Here is a 16,294-nt window from a genome sequence, read left to right as displayed (position 1 = left end):
GTGCATCGTGCGCTCCTGAGCTTTGCCCAAGCTCTGCTGATCGAACCCCGCTGCCCGATCTGTAATGGACCTTGGGATAGTCGGCTGCCGCCGACGGCTCCCTGCACCACGTGCCTCGATGCCCTTGCTCTCCCTTGTGAGGGGCTCAAGGGCTTGCTGCCCTTGCCGTGGTGCGCTCTCGGGCCTTACGCAGACAATTTGCGCCAGCTGCTGCTGAAGCTGCGTCAACAGCGCCAAGGCAAAGCGCTTGCGGCCTTGGTTCAGCTGCTGTCTGAGCGCTTCGCCCTGCCTGCAACAGCCGTGCTGGTGACGATTCCAAGCTGGAAGCGGCAACGATCCAACCCCCTGCCGCAGCGCATTGCCCTGGTATTGGGCCGGCCGACGGCAGAGCTGCTGCACCGCACCCGTACCGGGTTGAGCCAACACCATCTGAACAAACGCCAACGCCAAACCAACCTGATCGGGGCGTTCCAGGCCGTCCCCATGGACAAACAGGGGGCCCACAGCTCGGTCTGGCTCGTGGACGACATCCTCACGACCGGGTCCACCGCATTGGCTACCCGTCAGGCCCTTGAAGCTGCTGGCCACCACGTGGCTGGATTGATCTGCCTGGGACGAACCCCCCGCAAGGGAGAGCAGGCGGTGATTTAAGATTCCTGTGTCGCTTCGGCGGCGCGCCGGGATAGCTCAGTTGGTAGAGCAGGCGACTGAAAATCGCCGTGTCCCCAGTTCAAATCTGGGTCCTGGCATTTCCCGAAAACGCCTTAAAAGGCACGTGAAAGCACCATATATGGTGTTTTCACGTGCCTTTTAAGTACCTCTAGCACCCAATTGAATTTTGCCAAAGCAGTAGGGGAGCACTTCCTTTCGGTCAGACGGGGAAAGGTCCCCAGATTTCCCCTACCCAAGGGCAAAAAAAGACCTCTGAGGCATTCCCACCCTCAGAGGCCCGAACCCTCGTCTTCTCGACCCATCCACCTTCCTGCTGGTGTTCCGCTGTTAGGAGTAGGAGAACCGTCAGAAGAAGTCGTGAGGACCGCTCCTGGTTCGGTCGTCCGCAAGCAATAAAAAAGGCGGCAGGGAGTGCCGCCAGAAACAAGGGGACGAACGCGTCGAAAACGCTGGGGTTACCAGCGGCACCACCCTCCTCAGGCAGTCAGTGGTGTCGTGGGTGCCGTTTACGAACTGCCAAAAAAAAGGAGCGGTCCCACCCGCTCCCAGTACGACGCATCGTCCCCTCACCGAAGGAACGGGTTCAAGGTGACCGAAGAAATACCTACTGGTCGTCGCCATTACGACCAAACGACTGCTCAGGTGAGCAACCCAAGAAAAAGCAGAGGTCCCACCCTCTGCTCTGTTCGACGCATTCATCTCTTACGGATGATGCTCTTTTATGTTCGCTCCGTAACAAACACTTCCACCATCGGTAGAACCGCTCATTAAGAAGGGGGATGAGCAGACACCCCCCTGAAGGTCGTTGAGACCTGGTTTTCCGACCTGTTCGGTCTCTGACCTCGTCCCTGTTTTAAGGCGGGTCAGAGCAGTGACGCATGAGCGGAACTACCGCTTTCTGTATCGAGAGAGCACAAAAAAGGAGCGGTCCCACCCGCTCCCCTCATGACGCATCCATCCCCCCTTACGAGGGATGAACAGATATTTGCGCCGCAACAGACGCGCCGCCATCCGTAGAAGCGCCCATTAAGAAGGGGGGCGTTGCGCCCCCCTGAAGATCCTTGAGACCTGGTTGTGTAGTTCCTATCGGTCTCTGACCTCATTCCCGTTCTAAGGCGCTTCAGAGCATCAGGGCATGAGCGGAATTACCGCTCAGTTGCCGCCATTACAGAAGCGGACTGCTGCTGAGTTGGTCTTGCCCTCAGCGATGACTTCTTGGACGCAACCGTTGAACGCTTTACTCTCCTGCTTAACGGCACAGAGACCAAGGGCGATTGCTGCCAGAGAGATGGCGGAAACAGCGGTGGCGGAGATTTGAATGACGCCGTAGGCGAGCATCGCTTTGTTCTTCCCACCGCACTTGTTGGAAGTTTCCTTGGTGGCGCTCTCTTCGGTCATGGATGAAAAATGACTGCGGAAACCCTATGGTCCCTGAATGTGCCTTTAGAGCACATATCTGATGGGATAACCGCCCTTCTGAGATCCTCAACAAAAAACCCCTGGGTGCCTATTCCCAGGGGTAGTGAGTCTCACGACTCCGCAAATCCACGCTCCTCCTGGAAGAGGTGAGCGACTAGGGAGCAAATAGGGAGATTCTGCCGGGCACAAAAAAAGGAGCGGTATCCCTATCGCTCCTTCGAAAACTGAAAGTGCCGCTGGGCGGGACGACGCCAAGCGACCACCACCATCACCGATGAGGTGGGACTGCCGTGGGTGCCGTGAGCGTTTTCCAAGAAAAGACCCAGGAGTGCTTGACCTCCTGGGTTCCTCGCTCTCATGCGATAAGAACGTTCTAACACCATCTACTAAGCATTTGTACTTACGGGTTGCCGAACCGCTGGGGCGTCCAGTGCTCGCATCGGAAGAAATGAGAGCGCCAGGCAGGAACTATGTGCTGCCACACACGACAAATCCCATCGAAACCAGGTTCTCCCTGGAAGTTCTTGCAGTTGACGCACCTAGGGGGCATTCAAAGAGGGTGACGATCTTTCAACTGTCTAATCCCAGAGAAAGCAACGCGTCAGACGCTGCTTCAAGGTTCTTCAGCAGAAACGCCCCCGTCAGGCGTCTTCAGAGGTTTCCAACCCTGCCTCTAAAGATGCCTACCCATGAAGAAGGGCGGGAGTTACCCGCCCCTTGGCACCTAACCCCGTCCTAATGAAGTGCGGTTCCGTAGATGTCGTGTTCTCTTTCTAGGGATTCAGGGAAGGCACGCCATCCGCAGAAAGACCTGATCAGGGTTCGACAGTTGCGCCCCAAAGCGGTCTCGTCTTCTTCCACCCCTGCGTCTGAAGAGACTTCCACAACTGCTCTGCGGCGTCTTTCCTCAGATATCGGCGTTCCTTGAGTAGCGGTGGACCTTCAGGCATTGATCGCCCTCTGTCGATGAAGACCTTCGGATCTCTCACCAAGGCGGAGTTGTCCTGGTGAAACCGCCAGACCCAATGGTCATTGGCATCGATCAACCATCCCTCTTGCATCACGCCGCCTCCGGGCACCAACCCATTTCCGCTTCCCTGCGGACCATCCAGTTGCGGCACCTCTTCGTTAGGTGCTCGCCGTGAGGGACCTGACGACGCTGAAGACCGCAGGTCAACAACGTGTGGCAATGCTGGTCACAGACATAGGAGAAGTGCTGGCAGGTCATACAGACGCACGAGGACCTTGTCTGCTTCAGACCATCCACAAAGCCCCATTCCTCTTCCGACATCGAACCCTCCTCGTGAATAGTTCATATGTTCTACTCCTGACTTGCAGGCATTGGTCAAGGGTGAAAGCGGAAGAAATGAGGCGTTTCAACAACCGATCGGAAACTAGAACGCCCTAAGAGGGCTGCTGCGACTGGAATCTTTCTGTTCCAATAACGGTGTTTTGTTGATATGGTTTCCATAACGACCCTTTTTGGAACAGTGACCTCCCGAAGCATTGGTTACGCAAGAACCAGCGGCGGTGGTGACACCAAGCAAGCGGCGGGTCTTGAGGTTCAGGTCAAAGCGCTGAAGGATGCAGGGTGCGCTGTGGTATTCCAAGAGATCGTCAGTAGTCGCACAGCAGAGAAAGACCGCCACCAACTCCAGGCAGCACTCAATGCAGTGCTGGAAGGAGATGAACTCGTCATCACCGCTCTCTCACGCCTAGGCAGGACACAACGTGAGGTGATCAACCGCCTCCATGACCTCCAGGAGAAAAGGATCCACCTCAGAACGCTTGATGGACTGGTGAACACGAAGGCGATGGGGAAGATGGCACCAGTCCTCATCGGTCTCCTGACGGGACTGAATGAGGTGGAACGGGAGATAACCAGAGATCGCGTGATGGAGTCGATCGAGCACCGAAAGGCGACAGGTGGATCCATTGGCGGTCGCCCTAAGACCAATCAAGCAAAGGAACGCTTGGTGCTTCGCCTAAGGGATGAGGGGTGCTCCTATCGCTCCATCAGGGAACAGACAGGGTTGGCGCTCTCAACGATCCGTCGGATCATTGCTGAACAGGAAGCGGAAGCGGTGTCGTGCTGAAAATCCTTTTAGGTGTCGGTCTGGGGTTCCTGCTCTTCACCAACCCAGACGCAAGGCAGATAACAGCAGACCTACTCCGTGCCGCTGGTGATGCCATTGCTCCTGCGGATGAGGACAGGAAGCTCGAAGATCGGGTAAACGAAGTTTTGCTGGGCGACTGATGGGATGGAAGGAGATCAGTTCCGAGTCCAAGAACTCAACCCGTTTTTGGAATGGCATCTCCACACGACAGCACGCTCGTTGGAGGTCGCCTCTGAAGAAGCAAAGAGGATCGCCAGGATGATCGGCAGGAAAACCCGAGTGGTGAGCGAAGACGGAGAAGTCCTGACTGAGGTAAACCCATAAGAATGAGATGTTTTATCAGGGCGGCACTCTTTCTGGGTCTGGCAGCAATACCTGCAAGGGCAGTACCACTGCCCTTGGTCTGCGAAGTAACCAGCGAAGAGGTCCCCACCATTTCCATTCGATTGGAAGATCGAACCCCTACGGCACTGCGAGGAGTTCTGATCCAAGACGACAAACAACTTGGAATATTTATGTCCAGCAAACCCAAGAAAACCCGCCAAACCTCATGGTCCTTCTTCACAAAGGACGCCGCTGATTCTGGAACTGCTCTGCTGTTCGAAAACGACCTTCTATGGAATCCGTACAAGCGAGCGCCCAAACCAAAGGATGTCAATCGAGTGATCTTTGTTGGATTTGACAATGCACTCCTTTTGTGGCGAACAGAGGAGTTCGCTCCTAATCGAGAACTTCTAAGAGCCGCGGCGGGTTTCTGGACCATTTCTCCGCAGTGCCTCGGTGGTCGGATTTTGCGTGGTTGAAACCACTCCCAACCAGTTCGGTATCGCAGTGGCACTCCATTCAGAATTTCTTCCGTGAATCTTCGGGGAGCATTGGCACAACAGGGATCTCAGCATCCCTAGTTTGCAAAATACGCGTCGATCCCTATGTGCTCTCCTGACCTATCCAGTCTGAAGTGGGGCGATGACGGCGAACTGTCTCCTAAGGAATGGCACTTAGAGGAGTTCTAGTCACAGCATCCTGAATTGCCTATAAGCATCTCTCACAAGTGTCTTATGGAGTTGAGATCTGTTGTACCCAAAATGCTCCATGAGTTCATTCTCCATCTTTGTCACCTTCTCTGCTTCTTGTTTTTGGTACGAGATAGTAAAGGTCTTAGTTTTGTAGTTGCTATTAACAGGCAAGGCTTTATCCATGGTTTAGGTATTGCTATTTACGGGAATTAAGTTTATAATCATAGAATGCAGCCTTAGACAGATCGCTCGATCATATTTCTAATAATATTCTTTTTTCTATTTAGTGTTTGCCTTATTCGCTTGACTTCTAGTGGTCCTCTAAGGCCCTTTATCAAAACAATAAATCATACCCACTCTATCTATAAGAGTTTAACTAAATACCACTGAAGAGTGTCATGAAATAAAGACATAGGAGAAAATCAATGAGTTACAAATTTTTTACTAATCCCTTCATCGAAGAGCCTTTCTTCCATGAAATTGCAATGCAACTTGGAGGGACCAAAAAGAAAGGCGCTTTTAACGGAAAAGATGCTTACAAAGATTGTCGATGCCCCAGTTGCGGCAAGAAGAAAGCGGTTATGGGGTATATGAAATCAGGGAATACTTATATGCTTGCCTGTCCGGTCGATTCTCATATTTGTTCCCTCAATGGAATGACTCTCCACGATCTCATCAAGGAGCACGGAGAGAAGGGCGTGTTTGATCGCTGGAGGAGGGCGCGTTGGATCTATGTGCCCGAGTGGTTGCCGATAAAGAACCGCAGGAAGGAAGAGAAGAAGCAACCAAAGAAGAAGACCTTTAAGGAGCAGCAGGACCTCAAGTCCCAGTCCATCCAGATCAGGGTGCGGTAGTGAAGAAGAAGAGGTCAGTTGAGGTCTCCTATGCGTCCTCGAACCATCGACCAAGTGCCTGGTTTGATCTTTGATCGCGCCCTTGCTGCTGTCTTCTGACGCTGGATAAAGCGTAAATAACGCTCTTCCAGCATCTTTGGAGAGGTGTGTCCATTGTCCGCGAAATCCCTGATGTATTGGGTGGTCCCAAGTTCTGGGTAGTCCTCAAGGGTCAAGCGGAACGCGGTGTGCCGGCAGGTGGTCCAATCAATTCCTCTGATTGAGATACCTGCCTTCTCACACGCCTTCTTGAGCAGGAAGTTGATGGTCTCTCCAACGTTGCTCTCGTTCTCGCTGCCTTCGTCTCTCTTGATGTAGGGGAAGTTCAACCACCCCTTTGGTTTCCTCTTGAGAATGCGGCGGACGTTCTCCAACGCATCTGGTCGGTATGCATAGGTGTCGTGCTTGTCCCTGTCGCCCTTCGTCTTCTCAAGGAAGCAGATGACCTGAGGTTCCCCCTGTTCGGTCAGTTGCTCGCTGAACCACTCACTTCTCAACCGAGGAGCGTCCTCACTTCGGAGGTAATAGAACCACTGGAGATGAAGAGCGTCATACAAATCCACCCAGTTGCGTGGGTTCTGCCTATTCGTCGGCGTCCAGGGCAACTCCAGATATTCCGCTGGCGTCAGAGACCGACGAGCAGCACCACCAGACAGTTCGGCGGCAACGCGAACAAGTTGCTCCCACTCCTGATGGGTGAAGTGCTTCTTCTGACGCACGCTCTTCTTAATCGCAGGAAACTCAGGGCAGGACAGAGTGGGGAAATCTGCCTTCGCCTCTTTGAAGAGGTTGCGGATGAGAGTCTTGTACTGCCTTCTGGTCTCTTCTCCTGAGTTGCCCTTCGCTTCACAGTTCTCCCTAACGAGACGGAAAAACTCCAGAAAGTCGTTGCTTGTAATCGCTTCAATGCTTTTGACCGTTGCCCAAGGTTGAACTCCCACGCCTGTAGTTCCGTTCCAAAGGTTCCGCTTGTCGCTCAACCAGCGGTTTCGGTTATTCCGTGGTTCCAGTTCCGCCTCGGCATACCAACGCTCCCAATAGACCGACAGAGCGTGTTGCTTCTCCACTTCCTGCACTTGGGACTGTGAGAGGAGGTCCTGCCACTTCTTTTGAGAGGCGATGACCGCGACCTTGGCTGCTTCCCAGGGGTCAGTGGTCCCGCAAGTCCCTTCTATATAGATGCGTTTGCCCTGCCCCCGATTGGTTTTGCCAGCAAACGGACGAGGGTCATCTGCTTTTTCAGGCAGGAAGCGCCACTGGAGGTTCTTGGTCTTTCTGCTGTTCGCGCTGGGTTTCTGACGGACGACCGATAGAGAGGTATGTGGGATGTTCCCTTTGCCATCTAGGTCGCGCACCACGTTGAGGGTGTGAAGGGTGCCATCTATCCATTCCTGTGGCAGCGACCGTCCCATAGAGTTCCCTTACCGAAACACCTTCCAGGAGTGGTTCGGACCTACCGCAAATCACCCCAATGGTATGGGAGCGGTATGGGAGCAGCAAGCAAAAGCGCCTAAAAACGGCATTTTTGGTATCGCTTCTATACAGATTGAGCGTTTAAAGGGGCGAATTGTCGCAACGCCCCCAGTTCAAATCTGGGTCCTGGCATCACATTAGTGCCAAAACTGCCGTGTCATTCATCTCTCCGGATGCAGGCACAGATCGCGTTTTCGACAACGCCGACAGTTTTGCCATGGTGTTTGACCGCACCTGGAAGCAACTGCGAAGCCGCAACAAGGCTGAACTCAGCCAGGAAGAGCATCTCGAAGCCGTGCTCGAGGCGATGGCTGATCACCCCTTCCTGATCAGTTCCCCAGACATGGCACGCCAGGTGGCTGCCTTCCGGATCAGGTTGCTGGAACTGGCCTGATCAGGCGGAGAGCAGATCGATCTGGGGATCATCCACATATTCCGTGTCATCGCTGAGGGGCTCATCACTGAAGGCCTCATCCTCGACTCGGTCGTCATCCATCCCCCCCATCTCCATTTCAGGAGCTTCTGGAGTGTCGTGATTGTGCTCTGCTGAGGCCTCCTCGGCGTGGGAATCAGCGTGAAGCTCCACCACCTCGCCTGGGCTCAGACGATCCCAAAGCATTCGCACCTTTTCTTCGCTGGCCAGGAGCAGTTCACCGGCGTCATCACTGACCGCGGCGATCTCCGCATCTTCCAGCTGCTGGCCCTCAACGGCGACCAACCGCGTCTCCAGCTCCATCAACCGATCCGCCAGCGTTTCCACCACCTCACTGAGACTGAGCAGATGGGTGCACAGCTGTTGCTCGAACGCGGTGCGCGGGGAGGTGGTGGTCACCGGGCTGGCCTCGTGTTGAGAAATTTCGCTGATGGTATCGATGCTGAGCTTCGTGTCCACGGCCCTGGGAAAAGCCACGACTGGCCTACATTCCCCAGGGCTTTTGAGCGGTTGAAGAGATGTCCAGGCTGAAGACGGGGCTGAAGGTCAGCGCCTGGATCGCCATCTTCATTGTTGCCGTCGTTTATCTGCAGCGATACGGCATCGCACCGCTGCAAAGCGCCGTGAATGACATGGGCATCTGGGCCCCACTCGGCCTGTTCCTGCTGCGGGGGGTGAGCATCATCCTGCCGGCGCTGCCCAGTTCGGTGTATTCCCTTCTGGCCGGCTCGCTGCTTGGCTTCAAAGCGGGCTACCTCACAATCATCCTCTCGGACCTGGTGTTCTGCAGCGCGGCCTTCTTCATTGCCCGCCGCTGGGGCCGCGGACCGGTGAGCCGTCTGGTGGGGGCCAGCGCGATGAAACGCATCGATGGTTTCAGCAAGAACCAGCTTGAGGGCAACTTCTTCTTGATGACAGGCCTGCTGATGACCGGGCTGTTTGATTTCCTCAGCTATGCCATCGGGATCAGCCGCACCCACTGGCGTCTATTCGCTCCGGCACTGCTGATCAGCGTGCTGATCAGCGATTCGATCCTCGTGGCTGTTGGAGCTGGTGCCGCTCAGGGCGCCAGCCTCACCCTGGGCTTGGCTCTGCTGGCCATGTTTGCTCTGGCCACCATCACCGGTGTGCTGAAAAAGAAATCCTCAGAGGCGCCCTCCAACACCCACTCCTGACAGGAGCCCTGGGGGATGACAGACGATCCATGTCGATTCCCACGAACCGCTGACTGGGTCGAGGAAATTCCTGGACACTGGTTACATTCGAGTTGATCGGCGTTTCTCGATGAGCGCACTGGCAGATCCGAGAATTGCCACCCTGCAGAACCAGGCCGGCAGCAGCGGTGAGCTGGATCTACCGGTGGGGGACGGTTGTTTTCGGATCAACCTCCGCGATGAAAACATCGCGCTCTGGCAGGAGACATTTGATCAACACACCACGGCGGCCAACCTTCTGCTGGCTTGCGAAGAAAGCAATGGAGACCTCAGGGACACCCGCCTGACCTGGGTGGTGGGATCTGCCATCCGTACAGCGACGGCATCAAGCCCAGACGCAGTTGGCTGGCTGTTAACGCAGTTGGGGGTACCAACTGAACTCACGGAAGCAGCCATCAGCCGTTGTCCTGGCCTGGGGGACGACCTGGTGTGGGCTTTTTACCTGGAACGCCACGGCTGGCTGATCGCCACACCGGTAGCCAGCGTTAACCCTTGAACCTTCAAAACACCGACTTCAAAACGCTGGTGCAGACCGCCCAGGTTCAAGGGCTGAGCCTCAACCAAGATTTTCCGCAGGCCACACGCAGCATTCTTGAGCGTGCCGATCAAGCCCAACGCCAGCTCACGAGTGAGGAGCTCGCCACGATCTGCCAGGCCTCCGGCATTGATCAGTCGCTCCCCAGCAGCCTGATCCAACGATCCGATCACCTGGTGAACCAGGCCCGGGCACAGCTGCTTGCAACCCAACCACATCTGGTGCAACCGGGCGGAGCTCTTCACCCGCAGGACAGGGCAGAGGCCTGCTGGCGGGACTGCTGGAACTTTCTACGCGTGGTCATCTACGCGGTGGCCTGCAACCAGAGCTGCTTTACAAACCCGAGCGGCATGGCCGCCCTGAGAGAGCTGTACAGACGAATGAACGTGCCCATCGAGGGGATGAACATCGCCCTCGTTCAGCTCAAAAATCACGCACTGGAAGGGGTCTCGCGATCGAACGACCGACAGCTGATCAGCGACTGCTTCCAACACCTGAGAGATCAGCTCAACAAAACTGCAGTTAAGAGCTGATAAGCCGCCGCCCAGAAAACGGATTGTTCAAGGGAAGATTTCCGACAAGTATTTCTACTCACGGCGCACGCCATGGCCATCCCGCTCCTTGGGTACCCGCTCAGCACGCAGAACGGTCGGGTGAGCAATCTCGCCGGAGACAACAGCACCGTTCAGAGCCAGCTCTATCCCTCCTCTGCTGCAGGTGACGACACCAACCGCAGCGACATGGATGCCGTGATCGAACAGGCCTACCGCCAGGTCTTCTTCCATGCGATGCGCAGTGATCGCGAACCATTCCTGGAATCACAACTCCGCAGCGGAAACATCACGGTGCGGGATTTCATCCGAGGCCTGCTGCTCTCGGAACGCTTCCAGCAGGGCTACTACCAGTGCAGCTCCAACTACCGGATGGTGGATCAGGTGGTGGGACGAGTGCTCGGCCGCCCGACCCATGGCGACGCCGAACGCCGGGCCTGGTCGATCGTGATCGGCGAAAAGGGCTTCACAGCCTTTGTCGACGCGGTGCTCGACAGCCCTGAATACATGGAGAGCTTCGGCTACGACCTGGTGCCTCAGCAACGCTCGCGCGTGTTGCCGGGTCGATCCCTGGGCGAGACCCCGATTTACCAGCAATTCCCGCGCTACGGGGCCGACTGGCGCGATGCCTTGCAGGATCGAGCTCCCAGCGACCAGGCCGCTCAGATGCAGCAGCTGGAGATGTCGTCGGCCTGGGTCAATGGCCAACCTCCTGCCTTCGCCCTCAAGCTCTGGCTGGGCCTGGCGGTTGTCGGCGGATTCGAGCTGGGCCGTGTGGTCCTTACCATCGCATTCTCGATGCTTCGCAGCTGACTTCCTTGACGGCGCTTTCCAACCCTTTGAATCTGGACACCTGGCAGCCGCCGGAACAGACCCTGGCCTCAGGGTCACTGGATGGCCCGGTTGATGCCCGGGGCGCCGATTGGAGAGGAGTGACTGTTGAAAAGGGTGACCTGCGGGGCGCCAACCTCTGTCGCGCTGATCTCAGGGGAGCCGACCTTTCCAGCTGCCAGCTGGAGGGAGCCGACCTGCGCCTGGCGCGCTACGACGCCAGCACCCGCGTGCCGGAGGGCTTTGATCTGCTCAGCAGCGGGGCCGTAGGCCCCAAAGCACGGCTGAGTGGTGTGTTCTTGAACAGCACCGACCTGCGGGGCATGGATCTGCGCGGCGCCGTGCTGATGGGGGCCTATCTCAGCGGAGCTGATCTGAGTGGTGCCCTGCTCGACAACGTTCGACTGGTGGGTTCGGATCTTCGCCACGCAATCCTGCGGAGTGCCATGTGCAGGGGAACCCGCTTTGGCACGTGCCAGCTGGACTTCGCCGATTTTCGCGGCGCCGACCTCTCCGAAGCTGGTCTGGAGAGCGCGGAATCGATCAAAGGAGCCGATTTCTCCCTCACCACAGGGCTCAGTGGGCAGCGTGATGCGCTCTTGGCCCGCCCCTTCGAGGAACTCGACTGCTGGAACCCCCTGACGCGGAGCACCACACGCGACAGCCTCGAATCCTTGTCGTGAGAAGGATTACCCCGATCCACCACCCGAATACCGGGGCCGAATCGTCATGTCACGCAACATTCGGACACATTTGATTGAGCTTTATAAAGAACCCGCTCCAGGCCACCACTTCTGAATGACCATGGCGTGACGCACACGTCAGGTTGTCCATGCCCTTCGGTCCTGCCTCTCTTCTCGGGGTCGAGCGTTTCTCGCAAGAGAGCGAAGCTCCTCTTGAACTCATCCCTGGTGATGACGACGCCAAGAAGGAACAAATCATCCGCGCCGTTTACAAGCAGGTGCTGGGCAATGCCTATGTAATGGAAAGCGAGCGCCAGATCGTTGCCGAATCCCAGTTCAAGCTGGGCGAGATCAGCGTGAGAGAGCTGGTGCGCCGCATCGCCAAGAGCGAGCTGTACCGCGATCGCTTCTTCGACGCCTGCTCCCGCTACCGCTACATCGAGCTGGCCTTCCGTCACCTGCTGGGACGCGCCCCCGTGGACTTCGATGAGATGCGTGCTCACGCCGAGCGACTCGACAGCCACGGCTACGAAGCCGATATCGACAGCTTCATCGACAGCCCCGACTACCAAGACACCTACGGCGAGTGGACCGTTCCCTTCCAGCGGGGCTGGAAGACCGAATCCTGCACCACCCTGCAGGAGTTCACCTGGAGCTTCCAGCTGCTGCGGGGCAACAGCAGCAGCAGCTTGAAAGGCGATCTGTCCGGGATCAGCAGCAAGCTCGGCGGCAACGCCTACCAGAACCGCCCCATGGCGGTGGTGCCCCCCTCTTCCACCGAAGCCACGGGCTGGAGCTTTCGTCCCTCCAAGAACCTGCAGGACGCCCCCACCCGCCATGGCGTTGGTGCCGGCGAACAGGGCAAGACCTACCGGGTGGAAGTCACCGGCTACAGCGCCAACAACGTGCGCCGGATCTCCCGCTACACCCGCTCCAACCGGGTGTACTTCGTGCCCTTCGACAAGCTCTCCGAGCAGTTCAAGCGCATCCATGCCGAAGGCGGCAAGATCGCCAGCATCACACCTGTGAATTGAGTTCCCTAGATCGATCAGAAAGGCGGCAGCCCGGGCGTTCGCGCATGACCCCGCATCGCCGCCTCTGATCCGAACTCACTCCACAACACCTTTCCTCCCCTCATCCGCCTCCCACCATGTCTGCCTCACAAGGCTTCGGCGCCGCCTCCCTCAACGATGCTCCCGTCTCCTTCAGCCGGACCCGCAACGCATCCGCAAAAGCAGCCCTGAGCAACGGCGAATTCCTGCGCCAATCCTGCGCTTCGATGAAGATCGCCATCGGGCCCCGCAATCATGAGGATTGCCCCCATGGCGTCACCGCTCAGCGCTACGCACCAGACGACTCCGCCGCCCTGGCCACAGCCATCAGTGCTGCGTACCGCCAGGTGTACGGCAACGCCCACGTGATGGACAACGAGCGTTCTGCTGAGTTGGAAGCCCGTTACGGCAATGGCGAGCTCACCACCCGCGATTTCGTTCGCGGCCTGGCCAAAACCTCCTTTTACAAAGCCCGCTTTTTCGAGGGTGTTGCCCCTCAGCGCGGCATCGAACTGAACCTGAAGCACCTGCTGGGTCGTCCGCCCGTGGATCAGGCCGAAATGTCGGCGCACATCTCACTGCTGGCGAGCGGTGGCCACGAGGCCGTCATCGATTTCATCGTCGATGGCGCTGAATACGCCGAGGTGTTTGGTGACGACGTGGTGCCTTACACCCGCTCCTTCACGTCCGCTGCTGGCATCCCCAACAACAGCTTCGCCCGCATGGCGACGCTCGAACGCGGCTTCGCCATCAGCGACAGTGCCATCGGCAGCCGCAGTCAGCTTGCCAATGGCTTGGCACGCAACACCACGGCCTACATCCAGCTGCCCTCCGGAGCCAGCTTCACCGGCGGTGCTCAGTCCAGCGGCCTAGGCACCACAGCTCAATTCGCGGCCAAGAAGCGCGCCAGCAGCGATGGCGGAGATTCCACTCCGATCCGCAATGACGCCTACGTCGGTTTCGGCCTGGGACAGCGAGAGCAGGAAGTGTTCCAACGCTGCCCGGGTGACTCCGCTGATCAGATCAATGGTCTGATTCGTGCCACCTACCGCCAGGTGATGGGCAACCCCCACCTGATGGAGTCGGAGCGCGCGATGTCGGCTGAAAGCCGTTTCGCCGAAGGTTATCTGAGCACCAGAGAACTGGTGCGGGCCATCGCACTGTCCCCTGAGTACAGCCGCCGTTTCTTCGAAAGCAACGCTCCCTACCGCTTCGTTGAGCTCAACTTCAAGCACTTCCTGGGCCGGGCACCAAAGTCTCAGGCCGAGCTGAGTGAGCACATCCAGATTCTGGCCAACGACGGCTACGAAGCTGAAATCAACAGCTACCTCGACAGCGCTGAGTACCAGAACACCTTCGGTGAAGACACGGTGCCTTACATGCGCATCCTCACCGAAGAAGGCCGAGCTCAGGTGGCCTTCAACCGCCACCTCTCGCTGGCTGAAGGTTTTGCAGCCAGCGATGCCGTGCTCAACAGCGCATCCCTGGTGACCTCAATGGCCACCAACTCTGTCCCCAGTGGCTGGAGAACCACCACGAGCCGTACCAACCGGAACGGTGCTGTGGCCGGGTCTCCTGCTGCAACCACGAAGCGCTTCCGCATCGTGGTTCAAGCTCAGCCGCGCGGCGGACGCCAGCGGACCCCGAATGCGAGTTACCTCGTCTCCGGTAAGGACATGAGCAGCCAGATGAAGTACATCCACGCCCGCGGCGGCCGGATCGTCTCCATCACCGAAGTGATGTGATCGCGCAGGTCATCACGACCCGCTTCACACCACCCCTTCCCTCAAGGGGCCCATCACCCTCACTCCGATGCCGGCCCCTTTCGACGCACCTCCCCTCAACCCATGACCACTGCCACCCTGGCCTCACCCGCCAACCAAGATCGCAGCCACGCTGAAGACATCATTCGTGCCGTGTACCGGCAGGTCTTCGGGAACCGCCACCTGATGGAGCTGGACGTTCAGCCCTCCATCGAAGCTCTCTTCATCAATGGCGACCTCACTGTTCAGGGTCTGGTCACAGCACTGGCTCAGTCGGAGAGCTACCGGCGGCTGTTCCTTGAGACGAACAACCCCTATCGCTTCGTTGAACTGAACTTCAAGCACCTGCTCGGTCGTCCTCCCCGGGATCAGGCTGAAATCAGTGAGCACGTGCGTCGCCTGGCCGACGAAGGTTTCGAAGCCGAAATCGCTAGCTACACCTACAGCGACGAGTATCTGAACAACTTCGGGATCGACTCAGTTCCCTACGCCCGTACGCAGACGAGCGTCTCCGGCGAAAGCACCGTGGCCTACCAGCGCAACCAGGCCATGGATCCTGGCTTCGCAGGCTTCGATGCCGATCAAGGCTCTGTGCTGCAGGTGAGCCTGGCCTCCAACTCGAATCCCACGGCAGCGGGCACCAGAAAAGTGGTGGGCGGCGGCAACCGCTTCACCATCCTCTGGACCTCCCGCGTTCAACTGGGTGCCGTCCGTCGCTCTGCCCAGCGCTCGGTCGTGAGCTATGCCTCCCTGTCCCGCACCATTCAGAGCATCCAGGCTCAGGGTGGAAACATTCTTTCTATTGCGAACGCTTAATCCTTGTGCTGATCCGGCCCTTGCGGCCGGATCAGTCCGTCATGATTGGTGCCTGAAACGTCTGGACCCAATCGGTGAATCCAGGGAGATCTCATCTCCTGAAACCGCCAGCTTTTGAATCATGCCCATCCTTCGTCAACCCACCAACAGCCAGCCGGGATCGAATCAGGGCTTTCAGTCTTCTGTGTCCTCCGTTCCTGTTGCCATGTCGATGATGATCGACTCCATGGTGAACATGGTGCAGAACAGCCGTCCTGATCTGAAGGCTGAGACCGACTCCAGCACCAAATGAACATCGAGCAATTTGTTGCTCAAAGCGAGGGAACGTGGCGATCAATGCGATCCGGCCACTCCCTCGCTTTTCAGCAATTTGAAGAAGTCCTCAGTGAAGTTCAAATATCACGGATTGAAGCTTCCGATAACGAGATCAACGACTTGATTCAATCGTCGAGCCTGAGTGAAGAATCAGAGGTCTCGGCACCGTTTCGAATGACTTGGGCTGCCGAAAGCGACTGGGAACCAGATGATCCCAATGAGGTGTCATCCGGTTCATGCCTGATTGTGCCCATTCCAAGCGATGACCGCAAAGGCGTTCTGCTTCGGAGTGTTGGCTATGCAGAAGCAGCGCCAGCGCAATCCAGCTACAGCTTTCTCAGCGACGGAACATTTCTGCTCACCACGCAATACGAGCAATCCATCGCCGAAGAACGCATCTGGTTTGTCTCGGAGAATGTTCGCTGCCGCTCTTCTGTGCTCCGCACATCGGCTGGATCAGGTGTATTGCAAACGTCCTTTGCTTCAGAAGTGCGGCGCCTGAGCAGCTGAT

The 16,294-nt window shown here is 57.3% G+C and carries 18 protein-coding genes and 1 tRNA gene; 15 read left to right on the top strand and 4 right to left on the bottom strand.

The features are described 5' to 3' along the window. Both DXY03_RS11620 and DXY03_RS11615 read left to right on the top strand, forming a co-directional pair. Entirely contained in the window at positions 1-651 is a 651-nt protein-coding gene (locus DXY03_RS11620; RefSeq protein ID WP_115010532.1) for a ComF family protein, read from the top strand. 25 nt (positions 652-676) lie between these two features. Beyond that, positions 677-749: transfer RNA gene (locus DXY03_RS11615), tRNA-Phe, on the top strand. 1,075 nt (positions 750-1,824) lie between these two features. Here the strand turns inward: DXY03_RS11615 and DXY03_RS11610 are convergent. Both DXY03_RS11610 and DXY03_RS11605 read right to left on the bottom strand, forming a co-directional pair. Next, positions 1,825-2,070 carry a hypothetical protein gene (locus tag DXY03_RS11610; RefSeq protein ID WP_115010531.1) on the bottom strand — a complete coding sequence of 82 codons (246 nt, stop codon included), beginning with the start codon at positions 2,068-2,070 and terminating at the stop codon, positions 1,825-1,827. Positions 2,071-2,906: 836 nt separating this feature from the next. Beyond that, positions 2,907-3,152 (bottom strand): DUF1651 domain-containing protein, encoded by a 246-nt coding sequence (locus DXY03_RS11605; RefSeq protein WP_115010558.1) that lies wholly within the window; start codon positions 3,150-3,152, stop codon positions 2,907-2,909. 429 nt (positions 3,153-3,581) lie between these two features. Between DXY03_RS11605 and DXY03_RS11595 the strand changes: the two genes are divergently transcribed. Further along, on the top strand, positions 3,582-4,187 hold the full coding sequence (locus DXY03_RS11595) for a recombinase family protein (protein WP_115010557.1): 606 nt from the start codon (positions 3,582-3,584) through the stop codon (positions 4,185-4,187). Between the two features lie 1,462 nt (positions 4,188-5,649). Next, on the top strand, positions 5,650-6,078 hold the full coding sequence (locus tag DXY03_RS11580) for a hypothetical protein (protein ID WP_115010527.1): 429 nt from the start codon (positions 5,650-5,652) through the stop codon (positions 6,076-6,078). 14 nt (positions 6,079-6,092) lie between these two features. Here the strand turns inward: DXY03_RS11580 and DXY03_RS11575 are convergent, their stop codons facing one another. Then, positions 6,093-7,475 (bottom strand): hypothetical protein, encoded by a 1,383-nt coding sequence (locus DXY03_RS11575; protein ID WP_136987684.1) that lies wholly within the window; start codon positions 7,473-7,475, stop codon positions 6,093-6,095. Positions 7,476-7,744: 269 nt separating this feature from the next. Between DXY03_RS11575 and DXY03_RS11570 the strand changes: the two genes are divergently transcribed. Then, positions 7,745-7,984, top strand: coding sequence for a hypothetical protein (locus DXY03_RS11570; protein ID WP_115010556.1), 240 nt, complete (start codon positions 7,745-7,747; stop codon positions 7,982-7,984). Here the strand turns inward: DXY03_RS11570 and DXY03_RS11565 are convergent, their stop codons facing one another. Further along, positions 7,985-8,422 (bottom strand): hypothetical protein, encoded by a 438-nt coding sequence (locus tag DXY03_RS11565; protein WP_244272454.1) that lies wholly within the window; start codon positions 8,420-8,422, stop codon positions 7,985-7,987. It abuts the gene before it with no gap. Between the two features lie 119 nt (positions 8,423-8,541). Here DXY03_RS11565 and DXY03_RS11560 point away from each other — a divergent pair, with 119 nt between their 5' ends. The 10 genes from DXY03_RS11560 (at position 8,542) to DXY03_RS11520 (ending at position 16,293) form a co-directional block, all read left to right on the top strand. Further along, positions 8,542-9,198: a TVP38/TMEM64 family protein gene (locus DXY03_RS11560; protein ID WP_115010524.1), complete on the top strand. Its 657-nt coding sequence runs from the start codon at positions 8,542-8,544 to the stop codon at positions 9,196-9,198. A gap of 109 nt (positions 9,199-9,307) precedes the next feature. After that, positions 9,308-9,733, top strand: coding sequence for a hypothetical protein (locus tag DXY03_RS11555; protein WP_115010523.1), 426 nt, complete (start codon positions 9,308-9,310; stop codon positions 9,731-9,733). Further along, a complete protein-coding gene (locus DXY03_RS11550; RefSeq protein WP_115010522.1) occupies positions 9,730-10,305 on the top strand; it encodes a phycobilisome polypeptide in 576 nt (191 codons plus the stop codon). Before DXY03_RS11555 ends, DXY03_RS11550 begins: the two co-directional genes overlap by 4 nt. 72 nt (positions 10,306-10,377) lie before the next feature. Further along, entirely contained in the window at positions 10,378-11,136 is a 759-nt protein-coding gene (locus DXY03_RS11545; protein ID WP_115010521.1) for a phycobilisome rod-core linker polypeptide, read from the top strand. 5 nt (positions 11,137-11,141) lie between these two features. Next, positions 11,142-11,837 (top strand): pentapeptide repeat-containing protein, encoded by a 696-nt coding sequence (locus DXY03_RS11540; protein WP_244272452.1) that lies wholly within the window; start codon positions 11,142-11,144, stop codon positions 11,835-11,837. A 149-nt stretch (positions 11,838-11,986) separates the two neighbouring features. Next, positions 11,987-12,871, top strand: a complete 885-nt coding sequence (locus tag DXY03_RS11535) for a phycobilisome linker polypeptide (RefSeq protein ID WP_115010519.1) — start codon at positions 11,987-11,989, stop codon at positions 12,869-12,871. Between the two features lie 116 nt (positions 12,872-12,987). Beyond that, the gene (locus tag DXY03_RS11530) at positions 12,988-14,634 is read left to right on the top strand and encodes a phycobilisome rod-core linker polypeptide (RefSeq protein WP_115010518.1); all 1,647 of its coding nucleotides are present in this window, start codon (positions 12,988-12,990) and stop codon (positions 14,632-14,634) included. A gap of 102 nt (positions 14,635-14,736) precedes the next feature. Next, positions 14,737-15,468, top strand: a complete 732-nt coding sequence (locus DXY03_RS11525) for a phycobilisome rod-core linker polypeptide (protein ID WP_115010517.1) — start codon at positions 14,737-14,739, stop codon at positions 15,466-15,468. A 121-nt stretch (positions 15,469-15,589) separates the two neighbouring features. After that, complete coding sequence (locus DXY03_RS12400; protein WP_170950981.1) at positions 15,590-15,760, top strand: hypothetical protein; 171 nt, start codon at positions 15,590-15,592, stop codon at positions 15,758-15,760. Further along, the gene (locus DXY03_RS11520) at positions 15,757-16,293 is read left to right on the top strand and encodes a phycobiliprotein lyase (protein WP_115010516.1); all 537 of its coding nucleotides are present in this window, start codon (positions 15,757-15,759) and stop codon (positions 16,291-16,293) included. Before DXY03_RS12400 ends, DXY03_RS11520 begins: the two co-directional genes overlap by 4 nt. Position 16,294: the final 1 nt, after the last annotated feature.

The organism is Synechococcus sp. N5, from assembly GCF_900473925.1.
In the GTDB taxonomy this organism is placed as follows: Bacteria; Cyanobacteriota; Cyanobacteriia; order PCC-6307; family Cyanobiaceae; genus Parasynechococcus.
This window is presented reverse-complemented; position numbering and strand designations above follow the sequence as displayed.

Excerpts from the sequence above, each read along its gene's own strand:
- DXY03_RS11580 (WP_115010527.1), top strand. The coding sequence starts at position 5,650 with ATGAGTTACAAATTTTTTACTAATCCCTTCATCGAAGAGCCTTTCTTC.
- DXY03_RS11535 (WP_115010519.1), top strand. The coding sequence starts at position 11,987 with ATGCCCTTCGGTCCTGCCTCTCTTCTCGGGGTCGAGCGTTTCTCGCAA.
- DXY03_RS11610 (WP_115010531.1), bottom strand. The coding sequence starts at position 2,070 with ATGACCGAAGAGAGCGCCACCAAGGAAACTTCCAACAAGTGCGGTGGG.
- DXY03_RS11555 (WP_115010523.1), top strand. The coding sequence starts at position 9,308 with ATGAGCGCACTGGCAGATCCGAGAATTGCCACCCTGCAGAACCAGGCC.
- DXY03_RS11525 (WP_115010517.1), top strand. The coding sequence starts at position 14,737 with ATGACCACTGCCACCCTGGCCTCACCCGCCAACCAAGATCGCAGCCAC.
- DXY03_RS12400 (WP_170950981.1), top strand. The coding sequence starts at position 15,590 with ATGCCCATCCTTCGTCAACCCACCAACAGCCAGCCGGGATCGAATCAG.
- DXY03_RS11520 (WP_115010516.1), top strand. The coding sequence starts at position 15,757 with ATGAACATCGAGCAATTTGTTGCTCAAAGCGAGGGAACGTGGCGATCA.
- DXY03_RS11545 (WP_115010521.1), top strand. The coding sequence starts at position 10,378 with ATGGCCATCCCGCTCCTTGGGTACCCGCTCAGCACGCAGAACGGTCGG.
- DXY03_RS11530 (WP_115010518.1), top strand. The coding sequence starts at position 12,988 with ATGTCTGCCTCACAAGGCTTCGGCGCCGCCTCCCTCAACGATGCTCCC.
- DXY03_RS11605 (WP_115010558.1), bottom strand. The coding sequence starts at position 3,152 with ATGCAAGAGGGATGGTTGATCGATGCCAATGACCATTGGGTCTGGCGG.
- DXY03_RS11560 (WP_115010524.1), top strand. The coding sequence starts at position 8,542 with ATGTCCAGGCTGAAGACGGGGCTGAAGGTCAGCGCCTGGATCGCCATC.